Here is a 15,673-nt window from a genome sequence, read left to right on the forward strand (position 1 = left end):
AAATCGGCACTCTAGCCAGTCGCCGTTCCTGCGGTTATACAGCCCGCCTCGAATCTCCGTTACTCAACGCGGTGCCATCGGCGATCCTCAGACATGAGGATGCCTTGGGCGCCCTTTTTGCCTGAGGTACACTCCCATGGCCGTTCCGAAGCGAAAGACCTCCCCCTCCCGTCGCGGCATGCGCCGCTCCGCCGACGCCCTCAAGGCCCCGACCTATGTCGAGGACAAGGACTCGGGCGAACTGCGCCGTCCGCACCACATCGACCTGAAGACCGGCATGTACCGCGGCCGTCAGGTTCTGAAGGTGAAGTCCGCCGAGGCGTAAGGAGACCACCCGAGCGCCGACCGCCCTTCTCGGTCCGCGGCGGCGCAGCGGGTGTCCTGCCAGCGATGTGAAGAACCGGCCGTCAGGCCCGTTTTGCGAAGGCCGCATTCCGCGCGTAGAGCGCGGTTGCGGCCTTCGTGCGTTCGAGGCGTGCGGGACGCAAGGCGGGATCGGCGCTGACGATCAGTTGGGTCAGAAAGCCCGCCATCGGGCGGCGGCCCCGGATGCGGGGACCGGCGTCGCTGGGCGTATCGGCAACGAGGGCGCGCGAGGACGAGTCCGGACGGACGACATGGTCCTGATCGGCACAATCGGTCTCGAAACGGTCCATTCGCGTCAAACCTCCGGCCTCGCACGCGTTCTCGTGCAAAGCCGGGGCCGACGTTAACCGGATCTTAACGATCTGTCTCGCGCCACCGGAGCATCATCCCGACCGGTGGCTGCCGGCTTTCGGAAAAAGATGATGCTCTGGGCGTGAAAGAGGGCGCGGGTTCGCCCTCTCGCCGGCGTCGTCCGGCCGGACGCGCGGCAATCGTCCTTCGGGACGAGGCCCTACTTGCGCGCCAGCGATTCGAGGCGGGCCTGCATCTCGGCCATCTGCTTCTTCAACTCGTCGAGGTCGGCCGGGCCGCTGACGGCGGGCGTGGGAGCCGAGGCGGGGGGCGCGGCGGGTATCGTTCCCGGCGGCGGTCCGCCGGGGCCGAAGCCGCCGGTGAACATCTTCATCGCATCGCCGAAGAAGGTCATGTTGGCCCGCACCTGCTCCTGCAGCGCCTGCTGGAAGGCGGAGGGGCCAAAGCTCTGGGCCATCTTCTCGCGAAGGCCGTCCTGATCCTTCGCGAAGTTGGCCATGGAGAATTCAAGGAAGCTCGGCACCATTGTGCGCATGCTGTCGCCGTAGAAGCGGATCAGCTGCCGCAGGAAGGCCACCGGCAGCAGATTGTCGTCGCCGGCCTTGTTCTCCTGCTCGAAGATGATCTGCGTCAGCACCGAGCGGGTGATGTCGTCGCCCGAGCGTGCGTCGTAGACGATGAAGTCTTCGCCGTTCTGCACCATCGTCGCGAGGTCTTCGAGCGTGACGTAGGTGGAGGTGCCGGTGTGATAGAGCCGGCGATTGGCGTACTTCTTGATGACGGTCTGATGCGCCCTGCCGTTCTCGGCCATCGTTGCGACACCTCCCGCTTCGCTCATGAGTCTGCGCAAAGCTCAACGCTCCGACATGATCGGCTGCCCGCCTGCGCAGGCCGGGCTCTACATTCGTCGGAACCAACCTTAAGGCTTTCGCGGCGCGGCGAAAACAGCAATTTATCCCTGTCCCCGTAGAATCCGGCGCATGCGAGCGCGGTCGTCTATGCGACGTTCCGCCCATGTTGTCCGTAAGCACGCTTGACTTCGCGAGGTGTGCGCTCTTCATCCGGTGAACGGCAGGTCGCGCGCCAGACATTCTGGTCTACCAAATATCGCGCCGCCGAATGAGGAGAACGTCACGATGGCAGCCAGTGAAGATATCGTCATTGTCGGTGCGGCGCGTACGCCCGTCGGATCGTTCGCCGGTGCCTTCGGTTCCGTGCCGGCCCACGAACTCGGCGCCACGGCGATCAAGGCCGCACTGGAGCGCGCGGGCGTTTCGCCGGACGACGTGGACGAGGTGATCTTCGGCCAGGTGCTCACCGCTGCCGCCGGTCAGAACCCGGCCCGTCAAGCCGCCATAGCCGCGGGCATCCCCGAGAAGGCGACCGCCTGGGGCCTCAATCAGGTCTGCGGCTCGGGCCTGCGCACCGTCGCGGTCGGCATGCAGCAGATCGCCAACGGCGACGCCAAGGTGATCGTGGCCGGCGGCCAGGAATCGATGTCGCTCAGCCCGCACGCCCAGTACCTGCGCGGCGGCCAGAAGATGGGCGATCTCAAGCTCGTCGACACCATGATCAAGGACGGCCTGTGGGACGCCTTCAACGGCTACCACATGGGCCAGACCGCCGAGAACGTCGCCCAGGCCTTCCAGCTCACCCGCGAGCAGCAGGACCAGTTCGCGGTCCGCTCGCAGAACAAGGCCGAGGCCGCCCGCAAGGAAGGCCGCTTCAAGGAAGAGATCGTCCCCGTCACCGTGAAGGGCCGCAAGGGCGACACGGTCGTCGACACCGACGAGTACATCCGTGACGGCGCCACCGTCGAGGCGATGGCCAAGCTCAAGCCCGCCTTCGCCAAGGACGGCACCGTGACCGCGGCCAACGCCTCGGGCCTCAACGACGGCGCCGCCGCGCTGGTGCTGATGTCGGCCTCCGAGGCCGAGCGCCGGGGCATCACGCCGCTCGCCCGGATCGTGTCCTGGGCGACCGCGGGCGTCGATCCCAAGGTGATGGGCACGGGCCCGATCCCGGCCTCGCGCAAGGCCCTGGAGAAGGCCGGCTGGAAGCCCGCCGACCTCGACCTGATCGAGGCGAACGAGGCTTTCGCCGCTCAGGCGCTGGCGGTGAACAAGGACATGGGCTGGGACGACGAGAAGGTGAACGTCAATGGCGGCGCCATCGCCATTGGCCACCCGATCGGTGCCTCCGGCGCCCGCGTCCTCATCACCCTGCTGCACGAGCTGAAGCGCCGCGACGCCAAGAAGGGTCTCGCCACGCTCTGCATCGGCGGCGGCATGGGTGTCGCCATGTGTGTCGAGCGGGTCTGAGCGACCGGCTTCGGGAAGGGCGCGCGGGGAAGGGCGCGCGGCGCCCTTCCCACACAGAAACTCAAGATGAATTTGACGAAATCAGCTTGAGGGTTTGTGAAATTTAAATGCGATGCGGGCTCGCGGTCGCCCGGATACACAGGCGGGGATGACGCGTGGCGCCCCGCTCCCGCGAAGGCGGTGACAGGATCGTTGCCCTGTCCGCCGCACGCCTAGCGGGTATTTCGCGAACCGTCTTAACAACAACCCGATACGGGATCACGGAGGAAACTATGGCTCAGGAACGCGTCGCCCTCGTCACGGGCGGAACGCGCGGCATCGGCGCCGCGATCTCCAAGCGCCTGAAGGACAAGGGCTACAAGGTCGCCGCCAATTACGGCGGAAACGACGAGGCGGCCAACGCCTTCAAGGCCGAGACCGGCATCCCGGTGTTCAAGTTCGACGTCGGCGATCTCGCGAGCTGCGAGGCCGGCATCAAGGCGATCGAAGCCGAACTCGGCCCGATCGACGTCCTCGTGAACAACGCCGGCATCACCCGCGACGGCGCCTTCCACAAGATGACCTTCGAGAAGTGGCAGGCGGTGATCCGCACCAATCTCGACTCGATGTTCACCTGCACCCGTCCGCTGATCGAGGGAATGCGCTCGCGCAATTTCGGGCGCATCATCATCATCTCGTCGATCAACGGCCAGAAGGGCCAGGCCGGCCAGACCAACTACTCGGCGGCCAAGGCCGGCGTGATCGGCTTCGCCAAGGCGCTGGCGCAGGAGAGCGCCTCGAAGGGCGTCACCGTGAACGTGGTGGCCCCCGGCTACATCGCCACCGAGATGGTCATGGCGGTGCCGGAAGACATCCGTAACAAGATCATCTCGACGATCCCGACCGGCCGCCTCGGCGAGGCCGACGAGATCGCCCACGCGGTCGAATACCTCGCCAGCGACGAGGCCGGCTTCGTCAACGGCTCGACCCTCACCATCAACGGCGGTCAGCACTTCGTCTGATCCAAGGCTCTCGCGCCGCGCCTTCCGAAGGCCGCCGGTCCGCTCGACGGGCCGGCGGCCTTCGCCGTTTCCCGAGCAACGTGCTCGCCTGCCCGAAAAATATACTTTATGCCGCCTTCCGAACCTCCCCCGATCGCTCCTTCGATGAACCGGCTGTGCTGCGCCTTGCGCTGATCCTGCGGCGGAACCTGCCTCGGCTGGCCGGCTTCGCGACCATCCCGCTGATCCGAGCGGTGTTCCTGCTCGCGCGGATGCTCGGCACCGACCGGGCGAGTGCGGCCGGCGGCCGGCTCGTTCGCCTCATCGGCCCGTTCCTGCCCTCGCACCGCACGGCGATGGACAACCTCCGCGCGGCCTATCCGAAGGAGGACGAGCGGCGGCTGCGAGCGATCGCGCTGGAGGCATGGGACAATCTCGGGCGCACGGGCGCCGAATACGCCCATCTCGACACGATCTTCGATTACGACCCGGAGAACCTCGCGACCCAGCGCATGGAAGTGCGCGGGCTCGAGCAGTTCTTCGCGATCCGCGACGACGGCCAGCCGGGGCTGATCTTCTCAGCCCACCTCGCCAACTGGGAACTGCCCGCGATCTGCGCGGAGAAGTTCGGGCTCGAGACCACCGCCGTGTTCCGCCCGCCGAACAATCCGGCCGCCGCCCAGCTCGTGCAGGAAGTCCGCCGCAAGACCATGGGAGGGCTTGCCGCCTCCGGCCCCGGCGCCGTCTTCGCGATGCAGGGCGTGGTGGAGCGCGGCGGCCATCTCGGCCAGCTCATCGATCAGCACTTCACCCGCGGTGTCGTGGTGACGTTCTTCGGGCGGCCGGTGCTGGTCAACCCGCTGCTCGGCAAGCTCGCCCGGCACCATGATTGTCCGGTCCACGGCGCGCGGGTGGTGCGCAAGGGTGGCGGGCGCTTCCTGCTCGAACTGACGCCGCCGCTCGATCTGCCCCGCGGCCCGGACGGGCTGATCGAGGTTCAGGGCGCGATGCAGGCGATGACGCGCGTGATCGAGGGATGGGTACGCGAGCATCCCGGCCAGTGGCTGTGGATGCACCGCCGCTGGCGGCCCAAGATGCTGCCGAAGGGAACGCTTCCGGTCCAGCCCGCCGGGGAAGCGCAGAGCAGCTGATCCCGGCGGACGGCGGATTCACAAGAAATCAGTCGGCCCACTCGCCGCGGCGCATCACCGGCAAAGCCTCGCCCGAGGCGGTGATCCCGTCCACGTCGATTTCGGCCGAGCCGATCATCCAGTCGATATGGATCAGGCTGCGGTTGGCGCCGCGCTCGGCGAGATCCGACTCGCTCAGACCGTCGCCGCCGTTGCGGAAGCATTTCGAGTAGGCCTGTCCCAGGGCGATATGGCTCGCGGCGTTCTCGTCGTAGAGCGTGTTGTAGAACAACAGGCCCGAGGCCGAGATCGCCGAGGAGGCGGGCACCAGAGCCACCTCGCCCAGGCGGGCGGCGCCCTCGTCGGTGTCGAGCACCTTGGCGAGCACGTCGCTGCCGGTGCGCGCGTTCGCCTCGACGATGCGGCCCTCGGAGAAGCGTACGCGGATGTCGTCGATCAGGGTGCCCTGGTAGGAGAGCGGCTTGGTGCTGGCGACGTAGCCTTCCACCCGCGCCCGGTGCGGTGTGGTGAACACCTCCTCGGTCGGAATGTTGGCGTTGCAGACGATGCCGTTCTTGGCCGTCGTGGCGCCGCCGCACCATTCGTGATCGTCGGCGAGTCCCACGGTCAGGTCCGTGCCGGGACCGCGGAAGCGCAGGGCGGAGAAGCGGGCGCCGTTGAGCCGCTCGGTGCGGCGGGCGAGATCGCGGTTATGCGCGCCCCAGGCCGCGACGGGGTCGGGTCCGTCGATGCGCGAGGCGGAAAAGACCGCGTCCCACAGGCGCACGACCGCCTCGTCCTCGGGCAGGTCGGGGAAGACCGTGCGCGCCCAGGGCTTGGTCGCGGCCGAGACGATGGTCCAGTTGGTGGAGAAGCCGGCGATCAGTTCCAGCGCCGGCACGTAGGCCTGCGAGCGCGAACGGTTGGCGCGGGCGACCTTGGACGGATCCTGACCCGCCAGCAGGGACGGGTCGTCGCCCGAGATGGCGAGCCGGGCCGCTCCGCTCCGGTAGGCGTCCGCCATGCCGGCATAGAGCCAGCCGGCGGCCCGGTCGAACGCCTCGTCGGGCGCGTGGGCGAAGCGCGCGAGCGTCGCGGCGTCGTCCGCATAGAAGGTCGTGACCAGCGAAGCGCCGGCCTTGTAGGCCTGCTCGGTGATGGCGCGGGCCAGCGGCACCGCTTCGAGCGGCGCCGTCATCACCAGTTCCTGGCCCGCTTTCAGCCCGAGGCCGACCCGCACGGCGACTTCCGCCAGCCGGTCGAGGCGCTCGGTGAAGGGGAGGGCGGCCGTGCCCGGCGTCTGGCTCATGGAAGGGGTTCTCCAGGCTGTCTCGCCGCGCGCCGTCTTCCCGGCCGGGAATCGATCCCGTCAGACCGATCCGCGGCTCAGGCCGCGCGCGACCACGTGATGTCACCCAGATTTTCGCGGAAGGCAAAGCGCAGGAGATGGTCGGAGACCACATTCTCCAGCCGTGTCAGGCCGGCCGGGTCGGGCGTGGCCACCTGCATCACCAGGGCGTCGGGGCTCGCCTCGAAGGTGCAGATCCGGTCCTCGCCGAACGGAACCCGGCCCTTGTCGCCGCTCTCTTCGACCGGGAACTTGTGGCTCCAATGGCGGCAGAGCTGCTTCAGGTAGCGACTGGCTTCCGCGGTCGGCACCCGGGCCTGTGAAACGGGCATCAATGGTCTCCTTCAAAGTCGGTGCGGACGGGACGGCTCGGAACGCGTGCCCCAGGATGCAAGCCGGATGACTCGTCCCATCGCCCGTCGCTGCAGCGCGTCACCTTCCAGGGGAAGCGCACCGCACTGCGGTATGTGGAACGAGCGCCTAAAATCGTCATGCGACGAAACCGAGGCGGATCGCTCCGCCACCGGTGCCGGTAGAGGGCGATTGTCGGGTCGCAAGGGTTAACGATCTCATCATCCGGGCATCATTCCGGTTGCGCGCAAGGCTGATTCCCGGCCCTGTGACCCGGATCATGCAGCCATCTTGTGCGTTGCACAACAACCCGCGGAGGCCAGCGCGCGTTCCCGCGTGCGCCCCGTCACACTCGCTTTCAGACCGGGAGAGCCGGCGGCGGGTCGTCCGAGAGGGCCACCACCTTGCCCGGATTGAGCCCATCATGCGGGTCGAGGGCGGCCTTCAACCGCCGCATCAGGTCGAGGCCGACGGGGTCGGCGGTGCGGGCGAGTTCATCGCGCTTGATCAAGCCGATGCCGTGCTCGGCGGCGATCGAGCCGTCCATGCGCTCGACGATGCCGTGAACGATGGCGTTGAAGCGGCCCCACTGGCTCAGGAACTCCGCCTTCTCCATGCCGACCGGCTGGGTCAGATTGAAGTGGATATTGCCGTCGCCGAAATGCCCGAACGGGCAGGGGCGCAGGCCCGGCATGGCCGCCTCGCAGGCCGCACTCGCCTCTTCCAGGAAGTCGGCGAGGCGCGAGAGCGGCAGCGAGACGTCGTGCTTGATCGAGCCGCCCTCCGCCTTCTGCACCTCGGGCAGCAACTCGCGCAGGCGCCACAGGGCGGCGTCCTGCGCCGCGCTGCCGCCGATCACCGCATCCTCCACCTCTCCCGCCTCCATCGCCTCGGCGAGCAAGGCTTCCATCTCGGCGCGGGTGTCGGAGCCGGGCCGGGGCGAGGACAGCTCCACCAGGGCGTAGGCGGCATGGGAGCCGGAGAGCGGCGGACGCACGTCGATGCCGTGTCTCAGCACCATCTCCAGGCCGAAGCGGGGCATGTACTCGAAGGCCGTCAGCCCCCGGTCGGCGCCGGCCCGGAGCCGGGCGAACAGGGCGAGCGCCGCCTGCGCCGAGGCGAGGCCGACGAAGCCGACGCAGGTGGAGAGGGGCTTGGGGTACAGCTTCAGGGTCGCGGCGGTGATGATACCGAGCGTGCCCTCCGAGCCGACGAACAGGTGCTTGAGGTCGTAGCCGGCGTTATTCTTGCGCAGCGCCTTGAGCCCGTTCCAGATCCGTCCGTCGGCGAGCACGACTTCGAGGCCGAGCACGAGGTCGCGGGCATTGCCGTAGGCCAGCACCGCCAGGCCCCCGGCATTGGTGGCAAGGCCGCCGCCGATCCGCGCCGTGCCCTCCGCCGCCCAGGAGAGCGGGAACAGCATCCCCGCCGCCTCGGCCGCGGCCTGCACGTCGGCGAGGATCATGCCGGCTTCCACCGTCATGCTGGCGCCGAGGGGATCGATCGCGCGCAGCCGGTCGAGGCGGTTCAAGGACAGCACGATCCCGCCGAAGGGCACGCCGCCGCCGACGAGGCCGGTATTGCCACCCTGCGCCACCACCGGCACCCGTGCCTCGGCGCAGGCTCGCACGGTGAAGGCGACCTCCTCGGTCGTGCCCGGCGCCACGACGGCCAGCGCATGGCCGCGGTAGAGCCCGCGGGACTCGACGAGATGCGGCGCGAGATCGGCCGGATCGGTGCGCACGTGCCGAAGGCCGAGCCGCTCGGAGAGCGTGGCCAGCAGGCGATCGTGGGAGAGGGGAGCGGTCATCGATGGAGGGCGGAGGCGGAGACGAACGAAGCGTCGTCCGCCTCAGATAGGCCGGGGGAACGGCATTTGCACCGAGAGCCGAGGATGGCGGAACGGGGATCCCGGGAAATGGCACACACCGGGCGCTTGTGGGTTTTCCCTTTGCAGCGGATCGCCGCCCGATCCGCCCGTGTTTTCCGTCCCACCGAAGACGAGGCTTGAGGCGCCATGCTGTCCGTGATTCCGAACCCGCCGCGCACGGCGCTGCCGATCCACGGCAGTTCCGATCTGTTTCCCGTGCGCCGGGTCTATTGCGTGGGCCGCAACTACCGGGCCCATGCCCGCGAGATGGGCGCCGACGAGCGCGACCCGCCCTTCTTCTTCCTCAAGCCGGCCGACACGGTCCAGATCGTGCCCGAGGGCGTGACGGTCGAGCATCCCTATCCGCCCCGCACCGAAAACTACCATTTCGAGGTGGAGTTGGTGGCCGCCCTCGGCCGGGGCGGGCGCGACATCCCGGTGGAGACCGCCGGCACCCATGTCTACGGCTACGCGGTCGGCCTCGACATGACCCGGCGCGACCTTCAGGACGAGGCCAAGCGGCAGGCTCGGCCATGGGAGCTCGGCAAGGCGGCGGATTTCTCCGCCCCCATCGGCGCCCTGCGGCCGGCGGGCGTCATCGGCCATCCTCGCTCCGGCGCGATCACGCTGGCCGTCGACGGCGCCGAACGCCAGCGCGGCGACCTTTCCGAGATGATCTGGTCGGTGCCGGAGCAGGTCGCGCTGCTCTCGACCTATTTCGAGCTGCATCCCGGCGACCTGATCCTCACCGGCACGCCCTCGGGCGTCGGGGCGGTGCAACGCGGCCAGACCATGAGCGCGCGGATCGAGGGCGTCGGCGCGATCGCGCTCAAGGTCGTGTGAGCGAGCCGGGGCGCGACGGGCGAAGCGCCTGCGTCTACAAGGCGGGCATGATCCCGAATCTCGACCGCCCCTGGCTCCACCGCTTGTCCCTGCGGGTCGCATTGTTCACGCGCGGCATGACGCTGGGTGTCCGCGGCGTCGCCATCGACGGGCAGGGGCGGGTCTGCCTCGTGCGCCATACCTACGTCGCCGGCTGGCATCTGCCCGGGGGCGGGATCGATCCGGGCGAGAGCGGCCCCGCCGCGATGGCCCGCGAGTTCCGGGAAGAAGCCGAGATCGTGGTGTCGCCGGATGCCCCGCTGCAGTTGCACGGCTTCTTCCTGAACCCCGGCGCGCAGCGCCGCGACCACATCGCCGTCTACGTCGTCCCGGCCTTCACGGTGACGGGCCCGAAGCGGCCGGACCGCGAGATCGCCGAGGCCGGCTTCTTCCCCCTCGACGCCCTGCCGGCCGACACCACCCGCGCCACCCGCGCCCGTCTCGACGAGATCCGCGGCAGCCAGCCTCCGGCCGAGCTTTGGTGAGCCGCGCAAAAAAATCGACCTTGGCGCTTGCATCCCCGGCCGGGATAGTGTTTACCAGCGCCACCGACGGACGCGCCCACGGCGCCGGACGGACGGACAAGAGAGCGGGTGTAGCTCAGGGGTAGAGCACAACCTTGCCAAGGTTGGGGTCGAGGGTTCGAATCCCTTCGCCCGCTCCAGTTTCCCAACCATTCCAAGCCCTTAGGGCTATTTAGTGGCAGCCAGGCCGCGCACTAGATATGTTGAGGCCTCACCGAGGCCTCACGTTTCTGCATGTGGAAACGACGGCCAGAAGGTATCAGCCTAGCACCGCGATCCTTCGCCTCGGCATCTTTGGAAGCGTTGTGACGCTTTGAGCGGCACCGGTTTCCGAATGAGTTGATTCGCTCCAAAGATCATTTCTGTTCCTTGAGTCCTTCGCCAGGAAGGAATGAGCCGCCGCGTATCTTCCCACATAGTGGCCCCCGGCAGGCCGGACTTCCGCGGATGCCGCATGCCGTCGGGTCCACGTCGGATATGATCGAAGAGGCTGGCGACAATTTCGACCGACCTGATCGCGCTGACTGATCTGCTCCGGCTGCGGAAGTCGGTTCCAGGCGCGTCCTCTGGAGACAATCGGCGGCAAGTAGCCCTTCGGTGAGGCCCGCTTCAGCGCAGCAATTGCCGTTCGCAGGATCATGCGTATCGAGGTCACGATCTCGCCCCCCCATCCTTCGGTACTCGACCGCAGCGATCCGTGAAGTGTGATGCTCTCGTGCATGGCGCTGCCCTGCAGGAAGCAATACCGCAACTTGAGCGGCAGCGATTCCCGGTTATCGCCTCGTCCTCGGCCTTGGAGCGACGAAGCTCCGGCTGAGTGTATTCGAGGCACACGACCGCTGGGCGCTCGCCATCAGGCATCTGCATGCAGATTGAGGAAATGAGGCCAGGATTGTCCGCCACGAAGTTTAGCGGCGCCGGCATCAGTTGGAACGGCACCGGGGCGGTATTGCCGTCGAGATGGCGCTGCTTGCACACCTCGGCCTGCGCCTCGAATCCGCTCAGCCCCTCGAGCGCGCAGTGGACTACGGGCCCGGCCTGCACTCGCCGGCCCTGGTCGATCCAGCCGAGTGCGACGTGCATCAGCAGGTCGAGACGAGGAAGCTCTTGCCGCACTTCGGCGCCCCCCAGAACTCAGCCAGCCCGAGGATTGGCAGCAAGGACTTTACGAGGAACCGCGGCACCGTAGAGAGCCGGATCCGGTCAAAGGGCACGAGCCGGAACCGGTCGGCGGGCGTGCTCGGATCGCCGACGGAGCGGCCGCGGGCTTAGCACATGGACCGCCCCCGTCGTTGGCGCGCATCGAGACCTCGGCCGCGTCAATCGCCATCATGCCGTCACGGCTCGCGCGGATGTAGGTGCACATGCACTGCACCGCGTACCGCAGGTAGGCGGAACCAGCGCTGGCGCAGATGCTCGCTACGATCGTGCAGGATGCGGCAGCGCTAGCAGAGCGCCTTCAAGTTCTTGGGGTCGTTGTCGCCCGGATCATAGTCGAGGTTGGCGCAGGCCGGGTAGACGCGGGTGGTTCCGATCACCATGCCCGCCGGCAGGCATTCCAGAGGCGCCAGCTTGAGCGGACGCCCCTTGCCGCTACGCCAAGTCTGCCCGACTGCATCCCACCAGCGACCATCCCCCAGGTGAAACACTAGCTGACCATGGGGCCGGCCACAGCCTTCGCAGCAGCCCTTGGCACGCCCGAACCGGATCATGTCGGACAGTTGCGCCCAGTCGATGGAATAGAAGAAGCGGTTTTCCGGGCGGATCGGCATCGGCTCAGCCCTGCGCCTGGCTGCGTGCGCGTGCCTGCGGAAAGTAGAGGTAGAAGGTCTTGCGGCTGACGCCGACGCGTTTGGCGATCTCGGCCACCGAGATGGTGCCGGCGGCGAGCATCGCGCGGCCCGCCTCTAGGTCGGCGTCGGTGATCTTGCGCGGACGGCAGCCATTGCGGCCCCGCGCGACCGCCGCCTTGAGCCCGGCCAGGGTGCGCTCACGGTTCAGGTCGAGGAAGTACTCGGCGATCGTGCCGAGGAAGTTGAACATCATCCGCCCGGTGGCGGTCTCAGTGTCCACCTGCTCGGTCAGCGACCGAAGCTTGACCCCGCGCTCCTGCAGCATGTGGGCGGTGTCGAGCATTTCGCGGAGGGAGCGGCCAAGAGGGTCGATCCTCCAGACCACCAGCTGATCCTCGGCGCGCAGGAAGTCGAAGGCCGCCTCGAGGGCCGGGCGCTTGATGCCGGCGCGCCCGCTTTCCTTCTCCTCGAAGATCCGGATGCAGCCAGCGGCCCTCAGGGCATCGCGCTGCAGATCCAGGTTCCGGTCCTCGGTGGAAACGCGTACGTAGCCAATCAACATGTCACGATAGTCCTACAACAGCGTTTTCGTGATAATAGAAAAGCTTACATATTTAGGTGACAGAAACCGCCACGCTTGAGGGGGCCGGGAAGGAGTTCCGGCTGTATGTCACCTAAACATTCGTTTTCCATACATCTCCAACAATCTGAGTCGACGACAATTTACGATACGTCGCCTCTGCCGTAGCAACGCTGAGCCGTGCAGCCTGGATAAGGCCTTATGGAGAATACCTTGGACCGCCATGCGATCTTGATAGCCCTGATCTCTCTCCTCACAAGCATGATAGCGTCATCGAGTTTCGCGCAGCAGTCAGAGTTGAAGGCAGCACCCACTTATCGGGTCACGCGCCTGTTCTACGGATGCTGGAACGTTAAAAGACCGCCATTCAAAGGATCACCTTGGCCGGCCTCGCAAACCACCCGGTGTTTTCATCACGGGCGGGCAATCTATGGCAGCACAATGGATGCTGGCGACGGATGGGACTTTTGCGAGCGCTGGCGAGTGACAGGGGAGCGGCTGGCGCTGCGCGACAATTATGGGCACGCGCAGCAGTGTCTTTACGCGTTTTCAGAGGACGGTCAGACATTGATCCTACGAGATTGCCCATCGGCAGGCGATTGGCAGCGGATCAGTGACTTATCGCGTGGCCAGCCAACCTGCAGAATACAGGATAGTCTTGAAGCTACCGACGATACCAACACAGAACCTTAGGATGTCAGTTCAAGCGACAATGCCCCGATTGTGAACTGCCACTGGAGCAGCGAGCGTAGCCGATCAGGGTATGAGTCGCGGCCGCATCGGATCCTCGGGTGACCTGTTGCAGAGCTACGACCGGCGCGAACTCGATGCAGTCATTGTTCGGCTCCAAACCAGCCGGGACGACGGCGAGATGATTGCTGAGGAGCGCTTCGGCTGGTTCGCGGCTCCCGACTGGCAGCGCCGCGGCTACGAACCCTTGCCCGTGGCAATGCTGGCCGAGCCCTGTGGGGTGCGAGCGATGGCCAGCCAAGTGCTCGACGCGGCAGGCATCGCGTGGACAGAGATCTTTGTGGGCGGCGGCGTGGCCGCCGTGACGGCGGGGCTAGGCGTCGCAGTTTTCGCACCGCGCATGCTGCCGCTCGGTGCGGTGGACATAGGGGACAGGCTGGGGCGTCCTGCACTGCCGCGCCTGCCGATCTTCATCCACTCGAGGCTGACAGAAGGTCCACCCCGAGATGCCCTGACTACCCTCTCTGTCGCATTCCGCAGCGCCGCAAGAGGATAGAGAACGATCCATACATCGTAGGCCTGAGAAGGGTCGTAAGCGGCTACCAAGACATATCAGGAAAACGTTTGTTTTCTAGACAACCGCGTCCGCACAACCAGAGGACCGCACGGGGTGGAGAGCGGCCTCTGCCGCTCTACTTGGAAGCGGACTTTCCGCCTCCGATCCGACCCAGTCATCTGTGTCGCGACGAGCATCACTTAGCAGCGGACAGGCAGAAGAGTATCAGGGAAGCGTGCAGTCGATGAAAGTGTCTGTACGTCGGGCGCTCACGAAGGAAGATCGGTTCAAGAGCGAACCCTCCTCTTCAAGAAGGATGGCTTTCGGATACGTAATGTATCCCTGCATCATCAACGCTTCGGAACGGCACTGATTTGTCTGGCATGCTGGCGATCGGTCGGGATGGATCAGGCCGAGGGTATGTAGCAGCTCATGGCCCATTCCTCCGATCCATCGACAGCGCCCCGCAATCTCGGCTCCGTTTGCCTTATCGCACGCAGGCACAATCTTTTCTCCGCTGAGTCCACGGAGATCGTTTGCTGAGACTACTGCGAGGCCGTTACCGCCGGCTCCGGATTGTCCGCAAGCGTGATCGGCATCCACGTAGACCATGAAGCGCGCCTGCGGATCGTTCAACTTGGCAGCACCCAGCCGCGTTAGTTCGTCTAACGTGTTGCGATAGAATGCACTATAACCGCTGTATTGCTCGACCGAGCCGAACCACTTTGCAGGTTTGCTGGAACGCACAACTCGGACAACGGGATAGGACAACCGGAATGTCTTGCCGCCTAGTTTTTGACTGAGCCACGCCTGGAAGTGCCTTGCTGCAAATTCAATTTTGGCAGAATATGTATCGGAAGCCGAACGATCGCTCGGTACGAGGTAGATAAAAACGACCTCCTTGGATGGAGCGCTGTCTACCTCTGCTTCTGCCGCACCTGTTGCGCAGCAGCCCATTAGCGACATCAAAATGATTACAGTGGCGGTGCGGTTCAGCGGCATGCCCGGCATCATGCCATGTCGTCCTTTAAGAGCGGTATCTTTGACGTTGGAACGCTGCGCCTTCGCCCGTTTAGCTCTGCGTGTCCGCCGTCAGCACTCCTGAGACAGATTGAGGGTCTTCACGAACGGAGGATGGCTGGTTCATCGTAGCCCCCAGGAGCGAAGATAAAACAGTCATCCGGGCCGGTACGGAAGCCGGCGGAGGCCGTGATCAAGGACATCCGCCGCGCTACGCATCGGCAGTTCTCGGCCGAAGAGAAGATCCGCATCGTGCTGGAAGGCCTGCGCGGCGAGGACAGCATCGCCGAGCTGTGCCGGCGCGAAGGCATCGCCAGCTCGATGTACTACGGCTGGTCCAAGGAGTTCCTGGAAGCCGGGAAGAAGCGGCTGGCCACCACATGCTGGCCTTTTCGCCATGCGCACCGATAGGTGTATCAGCACCGCGACGAGGAAGCCCTCGTGAAAGACAAGCTGTCTCTCCTGATCATCGCCGCCCGTGGCGACCTGTACCGGCTGAAGGCGCAGGTTCATGCAGCAGCACAATCTGACAGGTGCAGGTAGTTGGCCCTGAACTCGGCAAGAGCCCGCAGGCCAGCGTAGTCGAGGATCTTCAGCCGGCCACCTTCAAGTTCAATCAGCCCGCTCTGCCGCAGCTCCCTGAGCGAACGGTTGACGTGAACGGAGGTGATGCCGGTGGTGTCCGCGAAATCCACCTGCGTCAGCGGTAACTTGTAGCCGGTGCCATCCGCCAGGCCGACCACCTTCAATCGGAGCAGAAGCTCACAGAACAAGTGCGCCAGCTGCTCCACGGCCGAGCGCCGACCCACGTTCATCAGCCACTCGCGCAAGATCCCCTCATCCACGAGCTGGTTCTTGCGCAAGGCACGGGCGATCCGGGGATGGTGCGTCAGCAGATCGGCGACCAGTTCAGGCGCGAGGCGCATTCGGCTGGCTTCCGGAGGACATCT

15 protein-coding genes, 1 tRNA gene and 2 pseudogenes are annotated in these 15,673 nt (G+C 66.1%); 9 read left to right on the plus strand and 9 right to left on the minus strand.

Going from position 1 to position 15,673, the window contains the following annotated elements:
* Window positions 1–136 precede the first annotated feature (136 nt).
* A complete protein-coding gene (rpmF, locus tag OVA30_RS13515) occupies window positions 137–325 on the plus strand; it encodes a 50S ribosomal protein L32 (RefSeq protein ID WP_003601373.1) in 189 nt (62 codons plus the stop codon).
* A gap of 82 nt (window positions 326–407) precedes the next feature.
* Here the strand turns inward: rpmF and OVA30_RS13520 are convergent, their stop codons facing one another.
* Together OVA30_RS13520 and phaR are read right to left on the minus strand one after the other, a co-directional pair.
* A complete protein-coding gene (locus tag OVA30_RS13520; RefSeq protein WP_056498203.1) occupies window positions 408–656 on the minus strand; it encodes a hypothetical protein in 249 nt (82 codons plus the stop codon).
* Between the two features lie 221 nt (window positions 657–877).
* A complete protein-coding gene (gene phaR, locus OVA30_RS13525; RefSeq protein WP_003601366.1) occupies window positions 878–1,489 on the minus strand; it encodes a polyhydroxyalkanoate synthesis repressor PhaR in 612 nt (203 codons plus the stop codon).
* 325 nt (window positions 1,490–1,814) lie between these two features.
* Here phaR and OVA30_RS13530 point away from each other — a divergent pair, with 325 nt between their 5' ends.
* The 3 genes from OVA30_RS13530 to OVA30_RS13540 all read left to right on the plus strand — a co-directional run bounded on the left by OVA30_RS13530 (window position 1,815) and on the right by OVA30_RS13540 (window position 5,130).
* On the plus strand, window positions 1,815–2,999 hold the full coding sequence (locus tag OVA30_RS13530; protein ID WP_003601364.1) for an acetyl-CoA C-acetyltransferase: 1,185 nt from the start codon (window positions 1,815–1,817) through the stop codon (window positions 2,997–2,999).
* A gap of 272 nt (window positions 3,000–3,271) precedes the next feature.
* On the plus strand, window positions 3,272–4,000 hold the full coding sequence (gene phbB / locus OVA30_RS13535; protein ID WP_012254708.1) for an acetoacetyl-CoA reductase: 729 nt from the start codon (window positions 3,272–3,274) through the stop codon (window positions 3,998–4,000).
* A 155-nt stretch (window positions 4,001–4,155) separates the two neighbouring features.
* Window positions 4,156–5,130 carry a lipid A biosynthesis lauroyl acyltransferase gene (locus tag OVA30_RS13540; protein ID WP_265221419.1) on the plus strand — a complete coding sequence of 325 codons (975 nt, stop codon included), beginning with the start codon at window positions 4,156–4,158 and terminating at the stop codon, window positions 5,128–5,130.
* A 28-nt stretch (window positions 5,131–5,158) separates the two neighbouring features.
* On the opposite strand, the gene OVA30_RS13545 is transcribed toward OVA30_RS13540, so the two are convergent.
* The 3 genes from OVA30_RS13545 to OVA30_RS13555 form a co-directional block, all read right to left on the minus strand.
* Window positions 5,159–6,418: an aminopeptidase gene (locus tag OVA30_RS13545; protein ID WP_268175731.1), complete on the minus strand. Its 1,260-nt coding sequence runs from the start codon at window positions 6,416–6,418 to the stop codon at window positions 5,159–5,161.
* A 77-nt stretch (window positions 6,419–6,495) separates the two neighbouring features.
* Window positions 6,496–6,789, minus strand: coding sequence for a DUF2218 domain-containing protein (locus OVA30_RS13550; RefSeq protein ID WP_003601356.1), 294 nt, complete (start codon window positions 6,787–6,789; stop codon window positions 6,496–6,498).
* Between the two features lie 377 nt (window positions 6,790–7,166).
* Complete coding sequence (locus OVA30_RS13555) at window positions 7,167–8,618, minus strand: FAD-binding oxidoreductase (RefSeq protein ID WP_268175732.1); 1,452 nt, start codon at window positions 8,616–8,618, stop codon at window positions 7,167–7,169.
* A gap of 207 nt (window positions 8,619–8,825) precedes the next feature.
* Between OVA30_RS13555 and OVA30_RS13560 the strand changes: the two genes are divergently transcribed.
* From OVA30_RS13560 to OVA30_RS13570, 3 genes are all read left to right on the plus strand, one after another.
* Window positions 8,826–9,521, plus strand: a complete 696-nt coding sequence (locus OVA30_RS13560; RefSeq protein ID WP_012254712.1) for a fumarylacetoacetate hydrolase family protein — start codon at window positions 8,826–8,828, stop codon at window positions 9,519–9,521.
* Between the two features lie 47 nt (window positions 9,522–9,568).
* Window positions 9,569–10,045 (plus strand): NUDIX domain-containing protein, encoded by a 477-nt coding sequence (locus OVA30_RS13565; protein ID WP_268177491.1) that lies wholly within the window; start codon window positions 9,569–9,571, stop codon window positions 10,043–10,045.
* Window positions 10,046–10,149: 104 nt separating this feature from the next.
* Window positions 10,150–10,224: transfer RNA gene (locus OVA30_RS13570), tRNA-Gly, on the plus strand.
* Window positions 10,225–11,532: 1,308 nt separating this feature from the next.
* On the opposite strand, the pseudogene OVA30_RS13575 reads toward OVA30_RS13570, so the two are convergent.
* Both OVA30_RS13575 and OVA30_RS13580 read right to left on the minus strand, forming a co-directional pair.
* Window positions 11,533–11,856 (minus strand): annotated as a pseudogene (locus OVA30_RS13575) (HNH endonuclease); the annotation flags it as partial.
* Window positions 11,857–11,860: 4 nt separating this feature from the next.
* The gene (locus OVA30_RS13580; RefSeq protein ID WP_268175734.1) at window positions 11,861–12,439 is read right to left on the minus strand and encodes a recombinase family protein; all 579 of its coding nucleotides are present in this window, start codon (window positions 12,437–12,439) and stop codon (window positions 11,861–11,863) included.
* Between the two features lie 781 nt (window positions 12,440–13,220).
* Here OVA30_RS13580 and OVA30_RS13585 point away from each other — a divergent pair.
* Window positions 13,221–13,703 carry a LysR substrate-binding domain-containing protein gene (locus OVA30_RS13585; protein ID WP_268175735.1) on the plus strand — a complete coding sequence of 161 codons (483 nt, stop codon included), beginning with the start codon at window positions 13,221–13,223 and terminating at the stop codon, window positions 13,701–13,703.
* 225 nt (window positions 13,704–13,928) lie between these two features.
* Here OVA30_RS13585 and OVA30_RS13590 read toward each other — a convergent pair whose 3' ends face one another.
* Window positions 13,929–14,717 carry a hypothetical protein gene (locus OVA30_RS13590; RefSeq protein WP_268175736.1) on the minus strand — a complete coding sequence of 263 codons (789 nt, stop codon included), beginning with the start codon at window positions 14,715–14,717 and terminating at the stop codon, window positions 13,929–13,931.
* Between the two features lie 153 nt (window positions 14,718–14,870).
* Between OVA30_RS13590 and OVA30_RS13595 the strand changes: the two are divergent.
* A pseudogene (locus OVA30_RS13595) lies at window positions 14,871–15,098 on the plus strand (transposase); the annotation flags it as partial.
* Window positions 15,099–15,232: 134 nt separating this feature from the next.
* Here the strand turns inward: OVA30_RS13595 and OVA30_RS13600 are convergent.
* The gene (locus tag OVA30_RS13600) at window positions 15,233–15,649 is read right to left on the minus strand and encodes a Crp/Fnr family transcriptional regulator (RefSeq protein WP_268175737.1); all 417 of its coding nucleotides are present in this window, start codon (window positions 15,647–15,649) and stop codon (window positions 15,233–15,235) included.
* Window positions 15,650–15,673: the final 24 nt, after the last annotated feature.

This window comes from Methylorubrum sp. SL192 (genome assembly GCF_026672325.1).
GTDB classification, from domain to species: domain Bacteria; phylum Pseudomonadota; class Alphaproteobacteria; order Rhizobiales; family Beijerinckiaceae; genus Methylobacterium; species Methylobacterium extorquens.

Excerpts from the sequence above, each read along its gene's own strand:
- OVA30_RS13550 (WP_003601356.1), bottom strand. The coding sequence starts at position 6,789 with ATGCCCGTTTCACAGGCCCGGGTGCCGACCGCGGAAGCCAGTCGCTAC.
- OVA30_RS13560 (WP_012254712.1), top strand. The coding sequence starts at position 8,826 with ATGCTGTCCGTGATTCCGAACCCGCCGCGCACGGCGCTGCCGATCCAC.
- OVA30_RS13580 (WP_268175734.1), bottom strand. The coding sequence starts at position 12,439 with ATGTTGATTGGCTACGTACGCGTTTCCACCGAGGACCGGAACCTGGAT.
- OVA30_RS13585 (WP_268175735.1), top strand. The coding sequence starts at position 13,221 with ATGAGTCGCGGCCGCATCGGATCCTCGGGTGACCTGTTGCAGAGCTAC.
- phbB (WP_012254708.1), top strand. The coding sequence starts at position 3,272 with ATGGCTCAGGAACGCGTCGCCCTCGTCACGGGCGGAACGCGCGGCATC.
- phaR (WP_003601366.1), bottom strand. The coding sequence starts at position 1,489 with ATGGCCGAGAACGGCAGGGCGCATCAGACCGTCATCAAGAAGTACGCC.
- OVA30_RS13555 (WP_268175732.1), bottom strand. The coding sequence starts at position 8,618 with ATGACCGCTCCCCTCTCCCACGATCGCCTGCTGGCCACGCTCTCCGAG.
- OVA30_RS13590 (WP_268175736.1), bottom strand. The coding sequence starts at position 14,717 with ATGATGCCGGGCATGCCGCTGAACCGCACCGCCACTGTAATCATTTTG.
- OVA30_RS13520 (WP_056498203.1), bottom strand. The coding sequence starts at position 656 with ATGGACCGTTTCGAGACCGATTGTGCCGATCAGGACCATGTCGTCCGT.
- OVA30_RS13565 (WP_268177491.1), top strand. The coding sequence starts at position 9,569 with ATGATCCCGAATCTCGACCGCCCCTGGCTCCACCGCTTGTCCCTGCGG.
- OVA30_RS13530 (WP_003601364.1), top strand. The coding sequence starts at position 1,815 with ATGGCAGCCAGTGAAGATATCGTCATTGTCGGTGCGGCGCGTACGCCC.
- OVA30_RS13600 (WP_268175737.1), bottom strand. The coding sequence starts at position 15,649 with ATGCGCCTCGCGCCTGAACTGGTCGCCGATCTGCTGACGCACCATCCC.
- OVA30_RS13545 (WP_268175731.1), bottom strand. The coding sequence starts at position 6,418 with ATGAGCCAGACGCCGGGCACGGCCGCCCTCCCCTTCACCGAGCGCCTC.
- rpmF (WP_003601373.1), top strand. The coding sequence starts at position 137 with ATGGCCGTTCCGAAGCGAAAGACCTCCCCCTCCCGTCGCGGCATGCGC.